The 21,097-nt window shown below is 71.2% G+C and carries 19 protein-coding genes; 2 read left to right on the forward strand and 17 right to left on the reverse strand.

Annotated elements, in window-relative coordinates; translation table 11 throughout:
* Positions 1–38 precede the first annotated feature (38 nt).
* Positions 39–1,268 carry a DUF349 domain-containing protein gene (locus LCN96_RS36850; RefSeq protein WP_225267038.1) on the forward strand — a complete coding sequence of 410 codons (1,230 nt, stop codon included), beginning with the start codon at positions 39–41 and terminating at the stop codon, positions 1,266–1,268.
* Positions 1,269–1,350: 82 nt separating this feature from the next.
* Positions 1,351–2,442: a cupin domain-containing protein gene (locus LCN96_RS36855; RefSeq protein WP_225267039.1), complete on the forward strand. Its 1,092-nt coding sequence runs from the start codon at positions 1,351–1,353 to the stop codon at positions 2,440–2,442.
* A gap of 14 nt (positions 2,443–2,456) precedes the next feature.
* Here the strand turns inward: LCN96_RS36855 and LCN96_RS36860 are convergent, their stop codons facing one another.
* The 17 genes from LCN96_RS36860 to LCN96_RS36940 all read right to left on the reverse strand — a co-directional run bounded on the left by LCN96_RS36860 (position 2,457) and on the right by LCN96_RS36940 (position 20,994).
* Positions 2,457–4,649 (reverse strand): RelA/SpoT family protein, encoded by a 2,193-nt coding sequence (locus tag LCN96_RS36860; protein WP_225267040.1) that lies wholly within the window; start codon positions 4,647–4,649, stop codon positions 2,457–2,459.
* Between the two features lie 204 nt (positions 4,650–4,853).
* A complete protein-coding gene (locus LCN96_RS36865) occupies positions 4,854–5,372 on the reverse strand; it encodes an adenine phosphoribosyltransferase (protein ID WP_225267041.1) in 519 nt (172 codons plus the stop codon).
* Positions 5,373–5,678: 306 nt separating this feature from the next.
* Positions 5,679–6,674, reverse strand: a complete 996-nt coding sequence (gene secF / locus LCN96_RS36870) for a protein translocase subunit SecF (RefSeq protein WP_225267042.1) — start codon at positions 6,672–6,674, stop codon at positions 5,679–5,681.
* A 1-nt stretch (position 6,675) separates the two neighbouring features.
* Positions 6,676–8,547: a protein translocase subunit SecD gene (gene secD, locus LCN96_RS36875; protein ID WP_225267043.1), complete on the reverse strand. Its 1,872-nt coding sequence runs from the start codon at positions 8,545–8,547 to the stop codon at positions 6,676–6,678.
* Positions 8,548–8,638: 91 nt separating this feature from the next.
* Entirely contained in the window at positions 8,639–9,031 is a 393-nt protein-coding gene (yajC, locus tag LCN96_RS36880) for a preprotein translocase subunit YajC (RefSeq protein WP_225267044.1), read from the reverse strand.
* Between the two features lie 211 nt (positions 9,032–9,242).
* The gene (gene ruvB / locus LCN96_RS36885) at positions 9,243–10,277 is read right to left on the reverse strand and encodes a Holliday junction branch migration DNA helicase RuvB (RefSeq protein WP_225267045.1); all 1,035 of its coding nucleotides are present in this window, start codon (positions 10,275–10,277) and stop codon (positions 9,243–9,245) included.
* Positions 10,278–10,298: 21 nt separating this feature from the next.
* Positions 10,299–10,439 (reverse strand): hypothetical protein, encoded by a 141-nt coding sequence (locus tag LCN96_RS36890; RefSeq protein WP_225267046.1) that lies wholly within the window; start codon positions 10,437–10,439, stop codon positions 10,299–10,301.
* A gap of 141 nt (positions 10,440–10,580) precedes the next feature.
* Positions 10,581–11,201 (reverse strand): Holliday junction branch migration protein RuvA, encoded by a 621-nt coding sequence (gene ruvA, locus LCN96_RS36895; protein ID WP_225267047.1) that lies wholly within the window; start codon positions 11,199–11,201, stop codon positions 10,581–10,583.
* A gap of 151 nt (positions 11,202–11,352) precedes the next feature.
* Positions 11,353–11,886 (reverse strand): crossover junction endodeoxyribonuclease RuvC, encoded by a 534-nt coding sequence (ruvC, locus tag LCN96_RS36900; protein ID WP_225267048.1) that lies wholly within the window; start codon positions 11,884–11,886, stop codon positions 11,353–11,355.
* Positions 11,887–11,967: 81 nt separating this feature from the next.
* Positions 11,968–13,110, reverse strand: coding sequence for a GNAT family N-acetyltransferase (locus LCN96_RS36905; protein ID WP_225267049.1), 1,143 nt, complete (start codon positions 13,108–13,110; stop codon positions 11,968–11,970).
* 11 nt (positions 13,111–13,121) lie between these two features.
* Positions 13,122–14,852: a hypothetical protein gene (locus LCN96_RS36910; RefSeq protein WP_225267050.1), complete on the reverse strand. Its 1,731-nt coding sequence runs from the start codon at positions 14,850–14,852 to the stop codon at positions 13,122–13,124.
* Between the two features lie 221 nt (positions 14,853–15,073).
* A complete protein-coding gene (locus LCN96_RS36915; protein WP_225267051.1) occupies positions 15,074–15,826 on the reverse strand; it encodes a YebC/PmpR family DNA-binding transcriptional regulator in 753 nt (250 codons plus the stop codon).
* Between the two features lie 3 nt (positions 15,827–15,829).
* Complete coding sequence (gene pdxT, locus LCN96_RS36920) at positions 15,830–16,408, reverse strand: pyridoxal 5'-phosphate synthase glutaminase subunit PdxT (RefSeq protein ID WP_225267052.1); 579 nt, start codon at positions 16,406–16,408, stop codon at positions 15,830–15,832.
* 65 nt (positions 16,409–16,473) lie between these two features.
* Positions 16,474–17,316, reverse strand: coding sequence for an endonuclease/exonuclease/phosphatase family protein (locus LCN96_RS36925; protein ID WP_225267053.1), 843 nt, complete (start codon positions 17,314–17,316; stop codon positions 16,474–16,476).
* 14 nt (positions 17,317–17,330) lie between these two features.
* Positions 17,331–18,509: an MFS transporter gene (locus LCN96_RS36930; RefSeq protein ID WP_225267054.1), complete on the reverse strand. Its 1,179-nt coding sequence runs from the start codon at positions 18,507–18,509 to the stop codon at positions 17,331–17,333.
* Positions 18,510–18,589: 80 nt separating this feature from the next.
* Positions 18,590–19,024: a MarR family winged helix-turn-helix transcriptional regulator gene (locus tag LCN96_RS36935; RefSeq protein ID WP_225267055.1), complete on the reverse strand. Its 435-nt coding sequence runs from the start codon at positions 19,022–19,024 to the stop codon at positions 18,590–18,592.
* A gap of 287 nt (positions 19,025–19,311) precedes the next feature.
* On the reverse strand, positions 19,312–20,994 hold the full coding sequence (locus LCN96_RS36940; RefSeq protein WP_225267056.1) for an alkaline phosphatase D family protein: 1,683 nt from the start codon (positions 20,992–20,994) through the stop codon (positions 19,312–19,314).
* Between the last annotated feature and the right edge of the window lie 103 nt (positions 20,995–21,097).

The raw sequence follows: 21,097 nt of genomic DNA on the forward strand, positions 1-21,097 counted from the left end.
AGTCCCGAAGGGTCTGATGGATAGTGCGGGAGGACACGGTGAGCACCGACCCGTGGGGCCGGGTAGACGACGACGGCACCGTCTACGTGCGTACGGCTGAGGGAGAGCGGGCCGTCGGCTCCTGGCAGGCCGGTGAACCCGAAGAGGCACTGGCCTACTTCCATCGCAAGTACGACGAGCTGGCCGGTCAGGTGCAGCTGCTCGAACAGCGGGTCAGGGGCACCGATCTGGCTCCGGCCCAGGCCGAGGCGAGCATCGTCAAGCTGCGCGAGGCCGTCTCCGACGCGCACGCCATCGGGGACCTCGACGCGCTGGTGCGGCGGCTGGACGGCCTGACCGAGCTCGTCGCGCAGCGCCGCGAGGAGGTCAAGGCCGCTCGCGAGCACGCGCGGGCCGAGGCCAGGGCGGTCAAGGAGCGCATCGTCGGCGAGGCCGAGCGCATCGCCGAGGAGACCACCCACTGGAAGTCGGGTGGCGAGCGGCTGCGCCAGCTGGTCGAGGAGTGGAAGGCCGCCGATCGCATCGACCGGGTCACCGAGGCGGCGCTGTGGAAGCGGCTCTCGGCCGCGCGCACGGCCTTCGCCAAGCGGCGCAAGCAGTACTTCGCCGGGCTGGACGAGCAGCGCGAGGGCGTGCGCGCGGCCAAGGAGCGCATCGTCGCCGAGGCCGAGGCGATCGCCGACTCCACCGACTGGGGCCAGACCGCGGCGATCTACCGCGAGCTGATGCAGCAGTGGAAGATGGCCGGCCGGGCCTCGCGGGAGGCCGAGGACGAGCTGTGGGCGCGCTTCAAGGCCGCCCAGGACCAGTTCTTCCAGGCCCGTTCCGCGGTGTTCGCCGAGCGCGACGCCTCGCTGGCCGCCAACGCGGAGGTCAAGGAGGAGCTGCTGGCCGAGGCCGAGAAGATCCTGCCGGTCACCGACGTGCGCACGGCCAGGAACGCGCTGCGGCACATCCTGGAGCGCTGGGAGGCCGCCGGTCCCGTGCCGCGCGAGCAGCGCGACCGGCTGGAGGGCGGGCTGCGCAAGGTGGACGAGGCCGTGCGCAAGGCCGAGGACGCCGAGTGGAAGCGGTCCAACCCCGAGGCCAGGGCCCGCGCCCAGAGCACCGTGGACCAGCTGCGCACCTCGATCGAGCAGCTGGAGAAGCGGCTGGCCAAGGCGCAGGCCGCCGGCCGGGCCAAGGACGTCAAGGAGGCCGAGGAGGCCCTGATCGCCCGCCGCTCGTGGCTGACGGAGGCGGAGCGCACACTCGCCGAGTTCAGCTAGCCGTCTCGGCCGGCCGCTCCCCCGGGCCGCCGTCGCCGGATCGGGCGGCGCGCGACGGGGCCCGGGATCTAGGCTGGCCGGCATGGATCCCGTCTCGGCCGCGCGCGCGTTCGTCGAAGAGCTGTTCCCCGGCGCCCTGTACGCCTTCGTCGGCGGCAGCGTGCTCACCGAACGCCGCACCGCCACCTCCGACCTCGACGTGGTGGTGGTGCTCGACGGCCTGGCCGTCCCCTACCGTGAGTCGCTGCGCTGGCGCGAGTGGCCGGTGGAGCTGTTCGCGCACAGCGAGACCAGCCTTGCCGTCTACGTCGACGAGGGTTTCGAGCAGCGGCGCCCTGTCCTGGCGCGCATCTGCGCCGAGGGCGCGGTGGTGACCGACCGCACCGGCGGCAGGGCCAGCGACCTGCAGGCCGAGCTGGCCGACCGCCTCGCCGACGGCCCTTCAGGGCTGACGGACGGGCAGGCCGACCGGTTCAGGTACGTGCTGTCCGACCTGCTGGACGACCTGGCGGGCGCGAGCGACCCGGGCGAGCGGGCGTTCATCGGCTGGGAGGTCGTCCAGGCGACCGCGCGGACGGCGCTGGGCGTGGGGCGAGGGTGGCAGGGCAACGGCAAGTGGCTGCTGCGCGAGCTGCGCACGCACGATGCCAGGCTGGCCGATGAGCTGCTGGCCGCCCGCGACGACCCCGCCAGGCTGGCCGCGGTGGCCACGGACGTCCTTGAGCGGGCCGGAGGGCGCCTGTGGGAGGGTTACCGGGCCCAGGGTGACCCCTTCCACCAGCCGCTGCGTCACGTGGCCTCAGGGACGCTCTCGGGCGAAACGGCACAAAGCAGCGGCATGCGGCGGCTGGCGGCCGTCAGCGGCGCCACCACCGGCTCGTCGCGGCTGTGGATGGGGCAGACGCACGTCGCGCCCGCCACCCGCTCCTCCGACCATCACCACGGCGCCTCCGAGACCGCCATCTACGTGGTCAGCGGCACGCCGTCGTTCGTGTTCCTGGAGGACGGGCGGGAGCGGCGCATCGACGCCGGGCCCGGTGACTACGTCTTCGTGCCGCCGTACGTGCCGCACCGCGAGGAGAACCGCGACCCGTCGCGGGAGGCGGTCGTGGTGATCGCGCGCAGCACGCAGGAGGCCATCGTGGTCAACCTGCCCGACCTGCGCCAGCACTAGGGTGAGGGCCGGCGTCAGCCGCCGGCGCCGCTGACGCGGTAGACGTCGAACACGCCCTGGATGCTGCGCACCGCCTTGAGCACGTGGCCCAGGTGCTTGGGATCGCCCATCTCGAAGGTGAACTTGCTGATCGCCACCCTGTCGCGCGAGGTCGTGACCGAGGCGCTGAGGATGTTGACGTGCTGGTCCGACAGCGTACGGGTGACGTCGGACAGCAGCCGCGGCCGGTCGAGCGCCTCCACCTGGATGGCCACCAGGAACACGCTGTCGTCGCTGGGCGACCAGCTCACCTCGACCAGGCGGTCCGGCTGCGACTTGAGCTGCTGCACGTTGGTGCAGTCGGCCCGGTGCACCGACACGCCGTGGCCCCTGGTGACGAAGCCGACGATCTCGTCGCCGGGCACCGGGGTGCAGCACTTGGACAGGCGTACCCAGACGTCGGCGTCGCCGGCCACCACCACGCCCGCGCCGCCGCCACCGCGCGGACGGCCGCGCAGCCGCGTCGGCAGCGAGGTCTCGGCGATGTCCTCCTCGGCGCTGTCGACGCCGCCGATCGAGGCCACCAGCTTCTGCACCACCGCCTGGGCCGCGATGTGACCCTCGCCGACGGCCGCGTACAGGGCGGAGACGTCGGGGTAGCGCAGGTCGCGGGCCAGCGCCAGCAGCGCCTCGCCGGACATCAGCCGCTGCAGCGGCAGGCCCTGCTTGCGCATGGCCCGGCCGATGGCCTCCTTGCCCGCCTCGATCGCGGTCTCGCGGCGCTCCTTGGAGAACCACTGCCGGATCTTGTTGCGGGCCCGGCCCGACTTGACGAACTTCAGCCAGTCGCGCGACGGCCCGGCGTCCGGCGACTTCGAGGTGAAGATCTCCACCGTGTCGCCGTTGCCGAGCCGCGACTCCAGGGGCACCAGCCGGCCGTTGACGCGGGCCCCGATGCAGCGGTGGCCCACCTCCGTGTGCACCGCGTAGGCGAAGTCGACCGGCGTGGCGCCCTCGGGCAGGGCGATGACCTGGCCCTTCGGCGTGAACACGTAGACCTCGGAGACCGACAGGTCGAAGCGCAGCGACTCCAGGAACTCGCCCGGGTCGGAGGTCTCCTTCTGCCAGTCGAGGAGCTGGCGCAGCCAGGCCATGTCGCTGCCCGGCTTGACCTTGCCGGTGGGGCCGGGGGCGCCGACCTCCTCCTTGTACTTCCAGTGCGCGGCCACGCCGTACTCGGCCCTGTGGTGCATCGCGTGGGTGCGGATCTGCAGCTCGACCGGCTTGCCCTCAGGACCGATCACCGTGGTGTGCAGCGACTGGTACATGTTGAACTTGGGCATCGCGATGTAGTCCTTGAACCGGCCCGGCACCGGGTTCCACCTGGCGTGGATCGTGCCCAGCGCGGCGTAGCAGTCGCGCACGCTGTCGACCAGCACCCGGATGCCCACCAGGTCGTAGATGTCGTCGAACGCGACATCCCTGGCGATCATCTTCTGGTAGACCGAGTAGTAGTGCTTCGGCCGGCCCTTCACCACCGCGCGGATCTTCGCCTCGCGCAGGTCGCCGTGGACCTTCTCGATGACCTCCTGCAGGAACAGGTCCCTGCGCGGCGCCCGCTCCGAGACCATGCGGGCGATCTCGTCGTACCGCTTGGGGTAGAGCATGGCGAACGCGAGGTCCTCCAGCTCCCACTTGATCGTGTTCATGCCCAGGCGGTGGGCCAGCGGGGCGAAGATCTCCAGCGTCTCGCGCGACTTCTGGTGGCGCTTGTGCTCCGGCAGGTAGCGCATGGTGCGCATGTTGTGCAGGCGGTCGGCCAGCTTGATGATCAGCACGCGGATGTCGCGGGACATGGCCACGACCATCTTGCGCACGGTCTCCGCCTGCGCGGCGTCGCCGAACTTGACCTTGTCGAGCTTGGTGACGCCGTCGACCAGGGAGCCGATCGTGTCGCCGAAGTCGCCGCGCAGCTCGTCCAGGCTGTAGGCGGTGTCCTCCACCGTGTCGTGCAGCAGCGCGGCGCACAGCGTCTCGTCGTCGGTGCCCAGCTCGGCCAGGATCGTCGCCACGGCCAGCGGATGCGTGATGTACGGGTCGCCCGACTTCCGCTTCTGGTCACGGTGGTGGTAGGCGGCCACGTCGTAGGCACGCTCGATCAGCCGCAGGTCGGCCTTGGGATGGGTGGCCCTGACCGTGCGGAACAGCGGCTCCAGCACCGGGTTCATGGCCCCACCCCCAAACCGCCTTCGACGCACCGCCGGCACGCCGGGCGCCTCGGCATTGCCGGATTCGGTTACGTCGGGCACGACCGCATCACGGGGCACTCAGACTCCTCCCGCACTGACTCCCCACGCAAAAGGCTCCTCACGTTTCGAGTGCAGATCCCCCAGTGTATCCAGGTGGCGAACCCGGACCGCCGGGGGCCGGGCTCAGACGATCACGAGGGAGTGCAACTCCACCCCCGTCAGCCGCTCACGTCCCTTGAGGAAGGCCAGCTCCATCAGCACGGCGATGCCGACGACCTCGGCTCCGGCCCTCTCCACCAGCTCCACGGCCGCCTTCGCGGTGCCTCCCGTGGCCAGCACGTCATCGACGATGAGCACCCGGTCACCGGGGGCGAAAGCGTCGCGATGCACCTCGATGGTCGCGGAGCCGTACTCCAGATCGTAGGACTCTTCCAGGGTCGCGGCGGGCAGTTTCCCCTTCTTGCGCACCGGGACGAACCCGGCCGACGCCCGGTAGGCCGCCGGGGCGGCCAGGATGAAGCCCCGCGCCTCGATGCCCACGATCTTGTCCACCTGGTGGAGCCCCGCCAGCTCGTCCACCACGGCCGCCATCGCTACCGGGTCGGCCAGGAGCGGGGTGATGTCCTTGAACATGACCCCGGGCTTGGGGTAGTCGGGCACGTCCCTGATCCGGTCCAGGATCAGCGCGCTCAGCTCGGTCATGGGTGTTTTCCTCGCATTTCTCCACCGGCCGTCTGCCGGGCTCCATGATGGTGCATCCCGCCGCCACCTCACACCGCACACCGTATGGACGGATGCCCTGTCTTGCCCTGCCCTGCCCTCGCGCTCGCGCCCCGCCCTCGCGCCCCGCGCCCTCACGCCCCGCCTTCGCGCCGCCCTCGCGTTCGCGCCCGCGCCCGCGCCCGCGCGCCTGTGAGCCCCGCAGGCGCGCGCACAGCACCCCCGCCGCACACGACGGCGCCCCCACCCCGGTGCGGGGCGAGGGCGCCGTACGGAGGCCTGCGGCGGCTAACTCTTGGCTACCGCCGCGCTTTTGGAGCCCTTGGAGCCCTTGCCGCCTCCCGTGGAGGCCAGGCGCCTGGCGATGGCCTGGTACTTCGGCTCGCGCTCCTTCAGCGTCACCAGCAGCGGCGTGGCGACGCACAACGACGAGTACGTACCGACGATCATGCCCACGAACAGCGACAGCGACAGGTCCTTCAGCGTGCCCGCGCCGAGCACGGTGGTGCCGATGAACAGGATCGCCGCCACCGGCAGGATCGCGACCAGCGAGGTGTTCAGCGACCGGATCAGCGTGTGGTTGAGCGCGTTGTTGGCGGCCATCGAGTACGTCTGCTTGGACGTGTGCCCCAGCTTGGCCGTGACCTCCTTGATCATGTCGAACACCACGACCGCGTCGTAGAGCGAATAACCCAGAATGGTCAGGAAGCCCAGCAGCGTCGCCGGCGTGACCTCGAAGCCCGACCAGGCGTAGATGCCGGCCGTGATGACGAGGTCGTGCACGAGGGCGACGATGGCGGCCAGCGCCATCTTCGGCTCGAACGCCATCGACAGGTACAGGATGATCGCCAGCATGAAGACGCCCAGGCCGATCCAGGCCTTCTGCGACACCTCACCGCCCCAGGACGGGCCGATGGCCTGGATGCTGACCTGATCGACCGGGACGTTGAAGTCCTTGGCGATCGCGCTCTGCACCTGCGCCCGGGTGTCCTCCGACAGGCTCTCGGTGGTCGCCCGCCAGCCGTCGGTGCCGGCCTGCTGGACGATCACCTGGTGCACGCCCTCGTCGAGGACGGACTCGCGCACCTCCTGGACGGTGGTCTGGGTGGCCTTGAACGAGAAGATCGTGCCGCCCTTGAACTCCACGCCCAGGTTGAGCCCGTTGAACAGCAGCCCGGCCAGCGAGACGGCCAGCAGCAGGCCGGACAGGCTGTACCACAGCCGCCACTTGCCGACGAAGTCGACGTCGATCTCGCCGCGATAGAGGCGACGCGCAAGTCCCATCTCAGGCCTCCTGCGGAGTGGTCGTGCGGCCGGTCGACGACGTCTCGCTCATGCGCTCGGCATCGAGACCCGACAGCGGGTGCCCCTTGGCGAAGAACTTCATCTTCGCCAGCAGGGCGATGAACGGCTTGGTGAACAGGAACACCACCACGATGTCGATCAGCGTGGTCAGGCCCATCGCGAACGCGAACCCGGCCACACCGCCCACCGCCAGGAAGTACAGCACGATCGCGGCGATGAACATGACGGCGTCGGCGATCAGGATCGTGCGCCGGGCACGAACCCAGGCCACCTCGACGGCCGCCCGCAGCGTCCGCCGACCTTCCTTCATCTCATCACGGATACGTTCGAAGTACACGATGAAGGAGTCGGCGGTGATACCGATCGAGACCACCAGACCGATGATGTGCGGCAGCGAGAGCCGGAAGCCGGCGTTGTGGCCGAGCACGACCACCGCCGTGTACGTGATGATCGTGGCCACCACGAGGCTCAGCACCGCCACGATGCCCAGGCCGCGGTAGTAGAGCAGGCAGTAGAGCACCACGAGCCCCAGGCCGATGACGCCCGCGATCAGGCCGCCCTCCAGCTGGTCCTGGCCCAGGGTCGAGGAGACCGTGTCGACGGAGCTGCGGTTGAACTTCAGCGGCAGCGCGCCGTACTTGAGCTGGTCGGCCAGGTTGGTGGCGCTGAGCTGGTCGAAGCCGCCGGTGATCTCGGCCCGGCCGCCGGGGATCGGGCTCTGGATGACCGGGGCGGTGATGACCACGCCGTCGAGCACGACCGCGACCATGTTGCGCGGCTCGGGCGAGTTGTAGGCGGTCGTGGTGAGCTTGCCCCACTCGCCGGCGCCCTTGCTCTTGAAGTCGAGCTGCACGACCCACTCGGTGGTGCCCTGGCGCACGCCCGCCGAGGCCGTGTCGATGTCGGTGCCGACGACCTTGGCGACGTCGAGGACGTACTTGAAGCTGCCGTCGGTCTCGCAGGCCGCGTACTGCTTGGCCGGGTCGTCCTGGACGCCCTGGCCGCGGTTGGCCGGGTTGGAGCAGTCGAGCTTGTTGAACTGCTCCAGCACCGCCGGGTCGATGCCCGTGGTGTCGATGCCGGCGTTCGGGTCCTGCGCGGGCGGCGTGCTCGGCTGGGCGCTCGGGCTGGCCTTGGCCGACGGGGAGGTCTTGGCCTCCTGCCCCTTCTTGCCGCCCTGCTCCTGCTGCTTGCCGTCCTGGCCGGTCTGGGTCGTCTTGCCGTCCTGACCCGTCTGGGTCTTGCCGTCCTGGCCGGTCTTCTGCGTCGCGGCCGGCTTGGCCGTCGGGTCCGCCGCGCCCTGGGCCGGCGCCGAGGACGCCGGGGTGGGGGCGGTCAGAGCGGACGACAGCGCCTTCCCCGTGGGGGAGGCGCTGGGCGTCGTGATCGACTGCGACGTGGAGGGCTGGGACGACGGCTGCGTGGACGGTTGGGCCGTCGGGGAGGTGGAGGTGCCGGCCGACGGGCTGGCCGAGCCGCTCGGCGTCGGCGCGTTGGTGGCCAGGTCCTGCGGGGCCTGCGTGGCGGCCACGGCGAGCACCTGGCGGAAGCGCAGCTCCGCAGTGGTGGCGACCAGCTTGATGGCCTCGTTCTGACCGACGCCCGGGATGGAGATGATGATGTTGTCGCCGGACTTGGCAACCTCGGCGTCGGAGATTCCGGTGCCGTTGACCCGGTCGCGGATGATGTTGACCGCGCGGTCGAGGATCTCCTCAGGCGGCGACGCGTTGTTCTGGGTCACGGGTGTCAGAGTCACCGTGGTGCCGCCCGCGAGGTCGAGTCCCAGCTTCGGCGTGTACGCCTTCTGCAGGAACATCGTCCCGCCCAGGGCGAGGATGAGCGCCAGAAGCACGAGGAGCGTACGCCCCGGTCGGCTGTGGCGGCTGGTCGGTCGGGCCACTGGTCGTCAGTTCTTTCAGATAGAGGTTTGTCGCAGAGCTTAGTCAGGACTGCTTGGTACTGGAGCCCTGGTCGCCGTCGCGCTCTACGGTGGCCTCGGACTCCTTCTTGCCCTCTTCGTCGAGTTCGACCTGGTCAGCGGCCGACTCGTCGTCACTCACCGGGGCGTCGCCGGGAGCGACGACTCGGCCGATCGCGGCCTTCACCCAGCGGGTCTCGATCCCTGGCGCGACTTCGAGGACGACGTCCTCGTTGTCGACGGCCACGACGGTGGCGAACAGACCCGTCGTGGTCATGACCCGGGAGCCGGGCGTCAGGGAGTTCTGCATCTGGATCGCCTCTTGCTGACGCTTGCGCTGGGGGCGGATCAGCAGGAAGTAGAACACCACCACCAGAAGGATCAGCGGCAGGATGCTTCCGAGTTGTCCCATGTCCATAAGGGGCGACCTTCCATTGTCGTACAAGAAGTTGACACCGGCCTCGCGCCGGAAATTCCGTGCGTTGCGTCGGGCCGCGCCGCTCAGCCCGTCAGCCTACACAGCCAGCCAAGCCACGGAGTGTAGGCGCTTGTTATGAAACGCGGCAACGAGGCAGCGTTCCGGCGCGCGGGGAAGTTCCCATTTTGAAACGGTTGCAACCGATCTGTGATCACTCGAAATGTGACGCTCCGAACGCATCCGGTGGCGGTGTCATCCCCAGGTGCACCCAGGCCGCCGCCGTGGCGACCCGGCCGCGTGGCGTCCTGGCCAGCAGTCCTTGCCGTACGAGGAACGGCTCGGCCACCACCTCGACCGTCTCGGGCTCCTCCCCCACGGCCACCGCCAGCGTCGACAGGCCGACCGGGCCGCCGCCGAACTTCTTCAGCAGCGCGCCGAGCACCGCCCGGTCGAGCCGGTCGAGCCCTTCGCCGTCGACCTCGTACAGATTGAGCGCCGCCGCGGCGATATCGCGGTTGATCACGCCCTCGGCCCGCACGTCGGCGAAGTCCCGCACGCGCCGCAGCAGCCGGTTCGCGATGCGGGGCGTGCCCCGCGACCGCCTGGCGATCTCGTGCGCGCCGTCGTCGGGCAGGCTCACCCCGAGCAGCCTGGCCGAGCGGCGCAGCACCTGCTCCAGCTCGGGGGTGTCGTAGAAGTCCATGTGCGCGGTGAACCCGAACCGGTCGCGCAGCGGGGCCGGCAGCAGCCCGGCCCGCGTGGTGGCGCCCACCAGGGTGAACGGGGCGATGTCGAGCGGGATGGCGGTGGCGCCGGGGCCCTTGCCGACGACGATGTCGACCCGGAAGTCCTCCATCGCGAGGTAGAGCATCTCCTCGGCCGGCCTGGCCATCCGGTGGATCTCGTCGATGAACAGCACCTCGCCCTCGGCCAGCGTCGACAGGATCGCCGCCAGGTCACCGGCGCGCTCCAGCGCGGGGCCCGAGGTGATCCGCAGCGGGGCGTTCAGCTCGGCTGCGATGATCATGGCCAGGGTCGTCTTGCCCAGGCCGGGCGAGCCGCTCATGAGCACGTGGTCCGGCGGGCTCTGCCTGCGCAGCGCGCTCTCCAGCACCAGCGACAACTGCTCGCGCACCCGGCCCTGGCCGATGAACTCGCTGAGGCGCTTGGGCCGGAGCGCGGCCTCGATCTGCACCTCGTCGCCTCCGGCCGTGGACGACAGGATCTCCTCCCGCTCAAGCCCCACGCCCGCACCTCCTCCGCCTGGTCAGCAGTTGGACAACGGCGGGCGATCGGTCATCGCGATCGGCCGGCGCGTGGTGGGTTCGCGGCGCGTGATGGATTCGCGGCGCATGGCCGAGGCCCGGCACATGGTGAGCGGCGCACGCATGGTGAGCGGCGCACGCATGGTGCGTGACCGTCCGCGAGCCTCGCGGCATGGCGACGGCGCGGTCGTGCCATGCCCCGGGGCCCGAAGATGTCACCCCACGGCCCGCAGCCCTCACCCCGCCGTCGTGCCGGCGCGGCCCCGGGGTGGCGAAGGGGCGGATCATCGCACGCTCAGCGAGCGGAGTGCGGCCTTCAGCAGCGCGGCCACCTGGGGCTGGCGACCGGCGGCGAGCTCGGCGTCGGCGTCCGGCTCCACGGCGGCGACGGCCTCGTCGGCGTCCTTGCTGGAGTAGCCCAGCCCGACCAGCCCCGAGTGCACCTGGTCACGCCACACGGCCACCCGCCGCTCCCCGTTGAGCGCGGCGTTGACGGCCTCCTCCGGCGTGCCGAGCCGGTCCTTCAGCTCCAGGATGATGCGCTGGGCCCCCTTCTGTCCGATCCCCGGCACCTGCGTGAGCGCCTTGACGTCGGCGCTGGCCACCGCGACCCGCAGGGTGTTGGGGGTGTGCACGGCCAGCATCGCCAGGGCCAGCTTGGGGCCGACGCCGCTCGCCGTCTGCAGGAGCTCGAACACGGCGCGCTCGTCGTCGGTGGCGAAGCCGTAGAGGGTCAGGGACTCCTCGCGCACCACCAGCGACGTGGCCAGGCGCGCCTCCTCGCCCGTCCTGAGGGTGGCGAGGGTGCCCGGGGTGCAGTGGGTGAGGATGCCGACGCCGCCGACCTCGATCACGGCTCCGTCCGGCGCTATCGCCGCCACCTTGCCCGCCACCGAAGCGATCACGCCCGTCCTCCTGTCATCGGCCTCACCCTGCTCGCATCACCGGCTCCTGTCATAGCGCATCCCGCGCCACGGAGCCCACTCGCGCCACGCCCCCACCGGTCCCGCACCACAGCCGGGGGCGCCCACGCACCCCGCACCACAGCCGGAGGCGTCATCGGGCCAGGTTCTTCCGGGTGGTGGCGCGGGCCAGGGCCTCCGACAGGCGGTGCTGGGCGCCGCCACGCCACACGTGGCAGATGGCCAGCGCCAGCGCGTCGGCGGCGTCGGCGGGCTTGGGCATCTCGGCCAGCCGCAGCAGCCGGGTCACCATGGCGCCGATCTGCTTCTTGTCGGCCGTGCCGCTGCCCGTGATCGCCGCCTTCACCTCGGACGGCGTGTGCAGGGCCACCGGCAGGCCGCGCCTGGCGGCACACAGGACCGCGATGCCCGCCGCCTGCGCCGTGCCCATGACGGTGCGTACGTTGTGCTGGCTGAAGACGCGCTCCACCGCCACCGCGTCGGGACGCACCTCGTCGAGCCAGCGCTCGATGCCCGCCTCGATGCCGACGAGCCGGGCGCCGAGCTCCTCGTCGGCCCCCGTGCGCACCACCCCGACGGCCACCAGGCTGAGCGGTGCGCCGGGGCGCCCCTCGACAGCACCGAGGCCGCATCTGGTCAGCCCCGGATCGACGCCCATCACCCGCACCGGCCCACCCTCCCGTCGCCGAACATCTGTTCGGCATGAGACTTTACTCCGGCCGGGGTGGGCGCGCAGCGGAAGCGGAGGTCAGAAGTAGTCGAGCATGTACGGCTTGGCGGCGAACGCGGTGTCGAGGGCGTCGTCGTATCCGTCATGTCCGGACATGAGACCGGCGAGGCGGAGGGTTCGGGTGGGAATGCCGGCGTACAGGGCGGAGAAGCCGTTCACTGAGAGCGTGACGCCGGGCTCCTCGGCCGGGGCCGCTGTGCCGGATCCGCCGGAGATGTCCAGCCGCCAGGTGCCGCCGCCCCTGATGGGATCGTCCACGGTGACGACGGCCTGGCAGGACGCGTGCGCCGGGAAGCCCCTGCGCTCCACGGCCTTGGCCACGTCCAGCACCCTGAACATCCAGCGCACCTGCTGCACCGGCTCCTTCGTCCGCTCGCGCAGCAGCCACAGCACCGGGTCGTCGGGCGCCACCGAGGCGACGACCTCGCGGGCGATCGTGGAGGCGCTGCCCACCATGGACCACAGGGCCCGCAGGGTCTCGGGGGAGGCGGCGACGAGGTTCTCGACCGCCACGTCGTCGCCCTTCCATCGGTAGACCGCGTAGCCGTCGTCGGCGAGGTAGAGGAAGTCGTCCTCGTCGGCCAGCCACAGGTTCCACGTGTCCTCGTCCCAGGAGATCGGCCCGCTGGAACGGGCGGCGCCGTGCACGCGGTGCAGCACCGACATCAGCTCCGCGGCGTCTCCCGGCCCCATCCTGCGCAGCTTGACCTGCCCGGACGGCCGGATCCCGCGCAGCGACTCGGCCTGCAGGCGCACGTTGTACTGGGCGCCCGCGTGCTCGAAGCCGACCTTCCGGTAGATGGCCGTGGTGGCCGGGTACAGCGCGGAGACGGCGTCGCCGAGGTCGGCGGCGCGGCCGATGACGGCCCGCATGATCAGGCTGCCCACGCCGCGCCCGCGGTCCTCGGGGCTGACCGTGACGCCGGCGACGCCCGCCATCGGCTGCGGCTTGCCGTGCCACCACTGCGTGAACCGGCGCAGGCGGGCCGCGGCGGCCAGCCGCGTGCCGTCGAACGCCCCCAGGTAGCGGCCCTCCCCCAGCGCCGGGAGCACGGCCTTGCGCCACCTCTCCCTGTCGTCGGCCGACAACGGGCCGAAGGAACGCTTACGCAGGTCAAGGACGTCGTCAAGGTCTTCGGAAGTCAGGTCGCGTATTTCCACAAGCCGTCACCCTACGCAGCCGGTGTGCGAGGGTGCGAGCCGTTTGTCCGGATGGCGAGCCGGTCCAGGTACAGGAGCTGGGCGGCGACGAGCGCGGCCAGCGTGACGGCGACCACCAGCAGCGGCGTGGCGGCGCCCACGTCCGGCGCGGGCGCGGCGTAGCCGGCGAGCTGCTGCACCTGCGCGACCGGGGTGGTGAACAGGTCCGGCTTCTGGACGACCAGCAGCGGCCAGAGCAGGTCGTGGGCGTTGACGAGGGCGACGGCGCCGGTGAGGATGCCCGCCATCGGCAGCGACGGCAGCAGCACCCGGCCGAAGAAGTCGCCGCCACCCGGCCGCTCGGCCAGGCCCTTGCACAGGAGCGTGAGCACGAGCAGCGCAGGGACGCTCACCACGAGGGGCTGGATGAGGGCGGGGAAGGTGTCGATGAGGCCGAGGTTGTGGATGTTCTGCCAGTTGGCGACGGCGAGCGGGCCCGGCCCGACGAACAGCCAGGGCGCGAAGAGCAGCAGCAGCCACTCGCTGGCCCGGCCCAGCGGGCGCAGGCCGCCGATGCCGAGCGCCGCCAGGTACGCCACGCCCACCGAGACGATCGCGCCCGTGACGGCCGGGGCCCAGGTGTTGACCTGGGCGGAGACGGTGCCCGCCGGGGTGGCGGGGGAGGCCAGCACGCCGTCCATCCAGGGCCAGGTGAGGACGAAGGCGATGACGGTCACGAGGACGAGCGCGGCGACGCCCGCCACGGCCATCCCCGCGCCCGGCGTCCGCACGCCCGTCCCGCCGGTCCCACCAGTCCCAGTGGTCCCGCCCGCGATCCCGGCCCCTCCGCCGGTCCGGTACGGCGAGCCCGCCTTGTCCGGACTCGGAGCGCCCGCACCGTCCAGCGCCGGCGAGCCCGGCCCGGGTGTGCGCGGTGTCAGGGTGATGCTGAGCCGGGACGCCGCCGCGACGACCGTGGCGACGATCCCCAGCACGCCGAGAACCACCCCCGTGAGGGCCGCCACGGACGCCCCAGGCCCGAACTCGGCCAGCCGGAAGGCGTAGTCGTACTGCAGCCCCGCGAGCGTCTCTGTGGCCCGCTGAGGGCCGCCCTTCGTGAGCACCATCCCGAACGAGAAGGTCTGCAGCCCCACGGCGACCACGGAGAGCGCCACGAGCACCCCGACCACGAGCGTCGCGGGACCGGGCGTGCCGCCGCGCAGGGCGGGCAGGAACGCGATCACGGCCAGCGCGCACACCACGCCGAACGTCCCGGCAGCGACGATCAGCCGGAGCGTTCCCGGCGCCGTCGCGGGCTCGCGCAGCCCTTCCGCCAGCGTGACCAAACCGGACGCGTGCGGCATCAGCCCCCGCAGCCAGGCCCCCGCGACCGCCACCGGCGAGAACGCGACGACGGCCAGCGAGAGCACGATCCGCCCGGCGCGGCGCGGCCAGGTGCCCGCCCGGTCGAGCGCCAGCGCCAGCAGCGGCCCCACCACCACGGCCACCAGCAGCGGGATCACGGTCAGCGAGAGCGTGAAGCCGAGCGCCCGCCAGAAGTCGCTCCCGCCCAGCAGCTCACTGTAGTTCTCCGCCCCCACGTAGGCGCTCTCCCGCAGGACGCCGCCGCTCTGGAAGCTGAGCCAGATCGTCTGCGCGGTCGGCAGCACCAGGGTGATGAGGGTGCCGAGCAGCGCAGGCACGGCGAGGAGCCAGCCGAGGGCGGATGAGACGTAGGTCTGAGGAGGGGAGGGGGAAGTCACGTCGCCAGACCCTACGCTGCCCCGGGCCCCTCTCGCACGCGAAGGAACGCGTTGTGCGGGGTGTCGTCGCGATAGGGCCTGATATGCGCCGACAGGGCCTGCGGAAGCGAGCGCGGACGGGCGGGCGCAGGCGCGGGCGGGCGCAGGCGGGCGCGACGGCCGAAGGCGGGCACGACGGAAGGGCCCGGCGCGAGCCAGGCCCCTGCGAAAGCCTCCGCCCGCTAGTCGAGCGCCGCCAGCACCTCGTCCGACACGTCGAAGTTGGCGAACACGTTCTGCACGTCGTCGCTGTCCTCCAGCGCGTCGATGAGGCGGAACACCTTCTTGGCGCCCTCCTCGTCGAGCGGCACGCTCATCGTCGGCAGGAAGCTCGACTCGGCCGAGTCGTAGTCGATGCCGGCGTCCTGCAGCGCCTTGCGCACCGGCACCAGGTCGCCGGCCTCGGAGACGACCTCGAAGGTGTCGCCCAGGTCGTTGACCTCCTCGGCGCCCGCGTCGAGCACGGCCATCAGCACGGTGTCCTCGTCGAGCCCGTCGGCCTTGGGCACGATCACGACGCCCTTGCGGTTGAACATGTACGAGACGGACCCGGGGTCGGCCAGCGAGCCGCCGTTGCGGGTGAGCGCGACGCGCACCTCGGAGGCGGCGCGGTTGCGGTTGTCGGTGAGGCACTCGATGAGCACCGCGACGCCGCCGGGCGCGTAACCCTCGTACATGATCGTCTGCCAGTCGGCGCCGCCCGCCTCCAGGCCGCCGCCCCGCTTGCGCGCCCGCTCGATGTTGTCGTTGGGCACGGAGTTCTTCTTGGCCTTGAAGATGGCGTCGAAGAGGGTGGGGTTGGCGTCCGGGTCAGGGCCACCGGTCCGTGCCGCCACTTCGATGTTCTTGATGAGCTTGGCGAACAGCTTGCCGCGCTTGGCGTCGAGCGCGGCCTTCTTGTGCTTCGTCGTCGCCCATTTGGAGTGGCCGGACATTACCTAGAGCTCCCTCACCATGTCTACGAAGTAACGGTGCACGCTGACGTCCCCGGTGAGCTCGGGATGGAACGACGTCGCGAGCAACGGCCCTTGACGGACCGCGACGATCCTATCCCCAGGCTCGCACCTGCCCAGCACTTCGACGTCCGCTCCGAGCGATTCGACCCAGGGAGCCCTGATGAAGACCGCGTGCACCCGCTCCCCGGCGAAGTCGAGGTCCGACTCGAAGGAGTCCACCTGGCGGCCGAACGCGTTGCGCCTGACCACCATGTCGATGCCACCGATGGTCTGCTGCCCGGCGATGCCGTCCTCGATCCGGTCGGCCAGCATGATCATGCCGGCGCAGGAGCCGTAGGCGGGCATGCCCTCCTTGACGCGCATGCGCAGCGGCTGCAGCATGTCGAAGGTCTCGGCGAGCTTCCACATCGTGGTCGACTCGCCGCCGGGGATGACCAGGGCGTCGACCGCGTCCAGCTCGGCGGGGCGGCGCACGGGGGTGGCCGTGGCGCCTGCCTCCTGGAGCATGCGCACATGCTCGCGCACGTCTCCTTGAAGGGCGAGCACACCGATCGCGGGCACAGCCGATCCTTTCGTCCGGGTGTACGGGTTCCGAACATTCAACACCAGGATGGCCTGGCATCTTCCTAGAGGGTCACCTCGATGTGTGCGGGCTTGTGGTCCGACAGGGTGACGCCGCGCTCCACGTGGCAGCGCCGCACGCTGCCCTTGGGGGCGAAGAGGTAGTCGAGCTTCTTGCCCTCCCTGGTCCAGCCTCCGGTACGCCGTACGCCCCGCTGGTCGCACTCCTGGTAGAGCCGGTAGAAGGGGGCCACGGCCCGGCGTCCGGCGGCGCTGCCGTAACCGCTGTCGGGCGGCGAGACGTTGAGGTCGCCGCCGACGACGCTGCGGTAGCCGGGCTTGGCGGAGATCTCCAGCAGGCGCTGGAGCTGCTTGGTGCGGTACGGGGCGCCCGGCTGGTGGTCGTCGTACGGGGTGCCGGCGGACAGATGGGTGCCGCAGGCGCGTACCCTCCTGGCCGGCAGGTCGGCGCAGACGGCGGCCCGCTTGACGTACCAGGGCGGGGCGGGCAGCGCGTGGGTCTCGAACGCGACCGCGTCGCCCGCCACCGCGACCGCGATGCTCTGCGCGCCGCGCGGGCGGCCGAGCAGGTCGGGATGGCAGGCGTACGGTTCGCCGTCCTGGCCGGTCAGGCCCCAGGAGCCGATCGTCCAGCGCCGCCCGGTGCGCTGTTCGAGCCAGAGCTCCAGGGTGCCCGTCGCGCCCGTGCAGAACTCCTGCAGGAAGATCACCTCGGCGCGCCGGGCGAGCGCCCGCCCGCCGATGTGCCCGGCCAGCTCGACGGCGCTCGCGCGGTAGAGGCGGCAGTCGGAGTTGGTCCCCGTGCAGACGTTCCAGGTCATCACGGCCAGGCTCGCCTGCGGCACGGGAAGCATGCTCGCCAGGAGCAGCAGAACATGTCCCACCATGGTGAGACATGTAATCACATGGCCGGTGCGGCCTCGGCGGCGTCGTGCGCGGTGTGGTCGGCGTCCACGCGGGACAGCGCGCGCAGGTGGTGCCGCCGGGTGTAGAGGATGGCCATGCCGGCGACGCAGCAGAGCGCGCCCAGCACGTACGGCACCGCGACCCCGACCTCCTCCCCCAGCTTCGTCGCGACGAACGGGGCCAGCGCGCCGCCCATCCAGCGCACGAAGTTGTAACCGGCGGAGGCGACCGGCCGGGGAGCGTCGGAGACCTCCATGGCCGACTCGGTGAACACGGTGTTGTTGAGGCCGATGGGGATGCCCGACAGGATGGTGAACACGATGATGCCCGCGTGCCCCGACAGCGCGATGCCGATCTGGAAGACGGCCAGCAGGGCCAGCGCCAGGTGCAGCACGTTCACCGAGCCGATCCTGCGCTGCAGCGGCGGCGCCGCGAACACCGACGACAGCGCCACACAGACGCCCCAGCCGAAGAAGACCGCGCCGATGCCGTAGGCGGACATGCCGAGGATGAACGGCGTGAAGGCCAGCACCGTGAAGAACGCGAAGTTGTAGAACAGCGCGGTGAACGCGGTCGTGGACAGGCCGCCGTGCGCCAGCGCCCTGATCGGCGCGCTCAGCCGGGTCTTCTGAGCCGGCTTGGGCGTGGCTTTGAGCATCGTGACGATCAGCACGAAACCGACCGCCATGAGCGTGGCGGTGCCGAAGAACGGGGCCCGCCAGTTCCAGTCGCCGAGCAGGGCGCCGACGAGGGGGCCCAGGGAGATGCCGAGGCCGAGCGCGGCCTCGTACAGGATGATCGCCGACTCGGCGCCCCCGCTGGCGGCACCGACGATCACCGCCAGCGCGGTGGCCACGAACAACGCGTTGCCCAGCCCCCAGCCCGCGCGGAAGCCGACCAGCTCCGCCACGCTGGTGGAGGTGCCGGCCAGCGCGGCGAACAGCACGACCAGCACCAGCCCGACCAGCAGCGTCCGCTTGCCGCCGATCCGGCTGGAGACCCAGCCGGTGATCAGCATGGCGACGGCGGTGACCAGGAAGTAGCTGGTGAACAGCAGGGAGACCTGGCTGGGAGTGGCGTTCAGGCCTTGGGCGATGGACGGGAGGATGGGGTCGACGAGCCCGATTCCCATGAAGGCCACGACCGCGGCGAAGGCGGTGGCCCAGACGGACATGGGCTGGCGAAGGATTCCGCCGCCGGTTTGCATGTTGCTCCTTTTTCTACAGGCGTTCCTGAGAGCTGTGCTGTCAGCTCTTACGGGCTCTCCTTCGAGCGGCCGAGCTTGGCCAGCACGGGCAGGGCGGCCGCGAGTGTGGCCCGCTCGTCCTCGGTCAGTGCGGCCAGTTCCCGGGTGAGGTGGGCGATCCTGGCCTGCCGTACGGCCCTGAGCCGGGCGCGGCCCTCGGCCGTCAGCTCGACCGTCCTGACGCGCGCGTCCGCCGGGTCCGAGCCTCGGGCCACCAGGCCGGCGTCCTCCAGGCGGTTGATCTGGACGGTCATGGTGGGCAGTTGTACGGCGTGCTCCTCGGCCAGCTCGGTCATCCGGCGGGGGGCGGCTTCGAGGGAGCCGAGTACGCCGTATTGCTGGCTGGTGACGGGTTGGCCGGCGACGGTGCGCCTGAGCAGGAGGACCAGGTGCCGCAGCACTGTGGAGACCTGTTCGGCCAGGCGAGTGGGATCGTCCCTCATGGTTAGTGGAACTAAGTTAGCCTGGCTAATATTCCGGCGCTTCCCGTGCGTCTCGGAGGCGGCGCCTGAGGGAGGTACAGCTGCGCGGCACGCATGGCGTTGCGCGCGAACGGCGCAGGTGGCTGAGCGTCGGGCCGCGAGGGGTGCGCCGGAGCGCGGGGTGAGCGCGCAGGCCGAGCGCGGAAGGCGGGGCGCGCCAGGCGCCGAGCGTGAGCACGCCGAGGAGCCCGACGTGCTCACGCACACCAACAGGACGACCCACCACGCCACCCAGAATCAGGCAGCGACTAAGGCCGCTCAGTCTCCCACCGCACCGTCTCCTCCACACCCATCCCCGCCGCACTACGCATCGCCGGATCGAGCGGCCGCAGATACGTCTGCTGCACCCCCGGCACCCGATCCTCCACGACGAACGTAGCCCGGGTATACGCCTCACCCCCGGCCACCTGCACCTGCGGCACCACCTTGAAATCAGCCGTCAGCTGCTCCCGCTCGATCTTCGTCAGCACGTATCCGCGCTGGTTGTTGTAGAACTTCAGATGCGGATTGATGGCTAGGAACGGATGCGTCGCCGGATCGGAGTCGGCCCCGTTCCCTCCGGTGGAGATCGACGTGGCCACCAGCTCCGACCCCACGGTGGGCCCGGTCGGGTCGTCGTAGTCGAGCTTGAGGTCGCTGGCCCAGTGGGCGTGCACGTCGCCGGTCAGGACGACGGGGTTGCGCACCTCGGCGTCGATCCAGCCCTGCGTGATCCGCCGGCGGGAGGCGACGTAGCCGTCCCAGGCGTCCTGGGAGGTGACCTTGACGGGGCCGGCGTTGTTGTCGCGCTGGGCGAAGAAGACCTGCTGGCCGAGGATGTCCCACTGGGCGCGGGAGTGGCGGAAGCCGTGCAGCAGCCATTCCTCCTGGGCGGCGCCGGTGATGGAGCGGGCCGGGTCGACGGCGGCGGGGCAGTCGCGGTAGCCGTCGCCGCAGCCCTGGTCGTCGCGGTACTGGCGGGTGTCGAGCATGTGGAAGGTGGCCATCCGGCCCCACCGGATGCGGCGGTAGAGCTGCATGTCGATGCCGCGCGGGATGGAGGTGCGGCGCAGCGGCATGTTCTCGTAGTAGGCGCGGAAGGCGGCTTCGCGCCTGGTCGGGAAGTTCGGCTGGGGGATCTCGGGCTTCTCGGGCACCTCGTCGGCCCAGTTGTTGTCGAGCTCGTGGTCGTCCCAGACGACCAGCCACGGCGCGGCGGCGTGCGCGGCCTGGAGGTCGGGGTCGGCCTTGTACTGGGCGTGGCGCTGGCGGTAGTTCGCCAGGGTCTCGGTCTCGGGGCCCTCGTGGTGGCGGACGTTGCCGCCCGGGATGGTGTAGGTGTTCCTGGTGTACTCGTACTGGTAGTCGCCGAGGTGCAGGACGAGGTCCGGGTGCTCCTCTGCCAGGCGGCGGTAGGAGGTGAAGTAGCCGTGCTCGTACTGGGCGCAGGAGACGAAGGCCATGGCCAGGCCGCCGCCGTACGACAGGGGGTGCGGGGCGGTGCGGGCGCGGCCGATCGGCGAGAGGTAGGGGCCGACGCGGAAGCGGTACCAGAACTCGCGGTCGGAGCTCAGCCCCTGCACCTCGACGTGCACGCTGTGGCCCCACTCGGGGGTGGCGACGGACACGCCGGAGCGGACGACGCGCCGGGCGCGCTCGTCGGCGTAGATCTGCCACTGCACGGGGAAGGGCCGCTGCGGCATGCCGCCGAAGCCGTCCTCGGCCAGCGGCTGCTGGGCGAGCCTGGTCCAGATGACGAAGCCCTCGCTGTCGGGGTCGCCGCAGGCGACGCCGAGCGTGAACGGGTCGGTGGTCAGGCCGCGCGAGGCGAGGCTCTGGGCCGTCTCGGCGGACGGGTCGGGGTCGGCGTGCGCGGCACCCGCGGGGATCGCCGCGGCGGCGCCCGCAGCTAACCCTGTGACGAGGAAGTGCCTGCGGTTCAGCTTGGACACGTGTGGCTCCCGGGACGATCAAGTGACGAGGGTTGACCCGTAGCTTTACTGAGGATCATGACCACGTGGTGAACGCCACACAACACCAAAAAGGCGACATCCT

This window comes from Nonomuraea gerenzanensis, assembly GCF_020215645.1.
GTDB lineage: Bacteria > Actinomycetota > Actinomycetes > Streptosporangiales > Streptosporangiaceae > Nonomuraea > Nonomuraea gerenzanensis.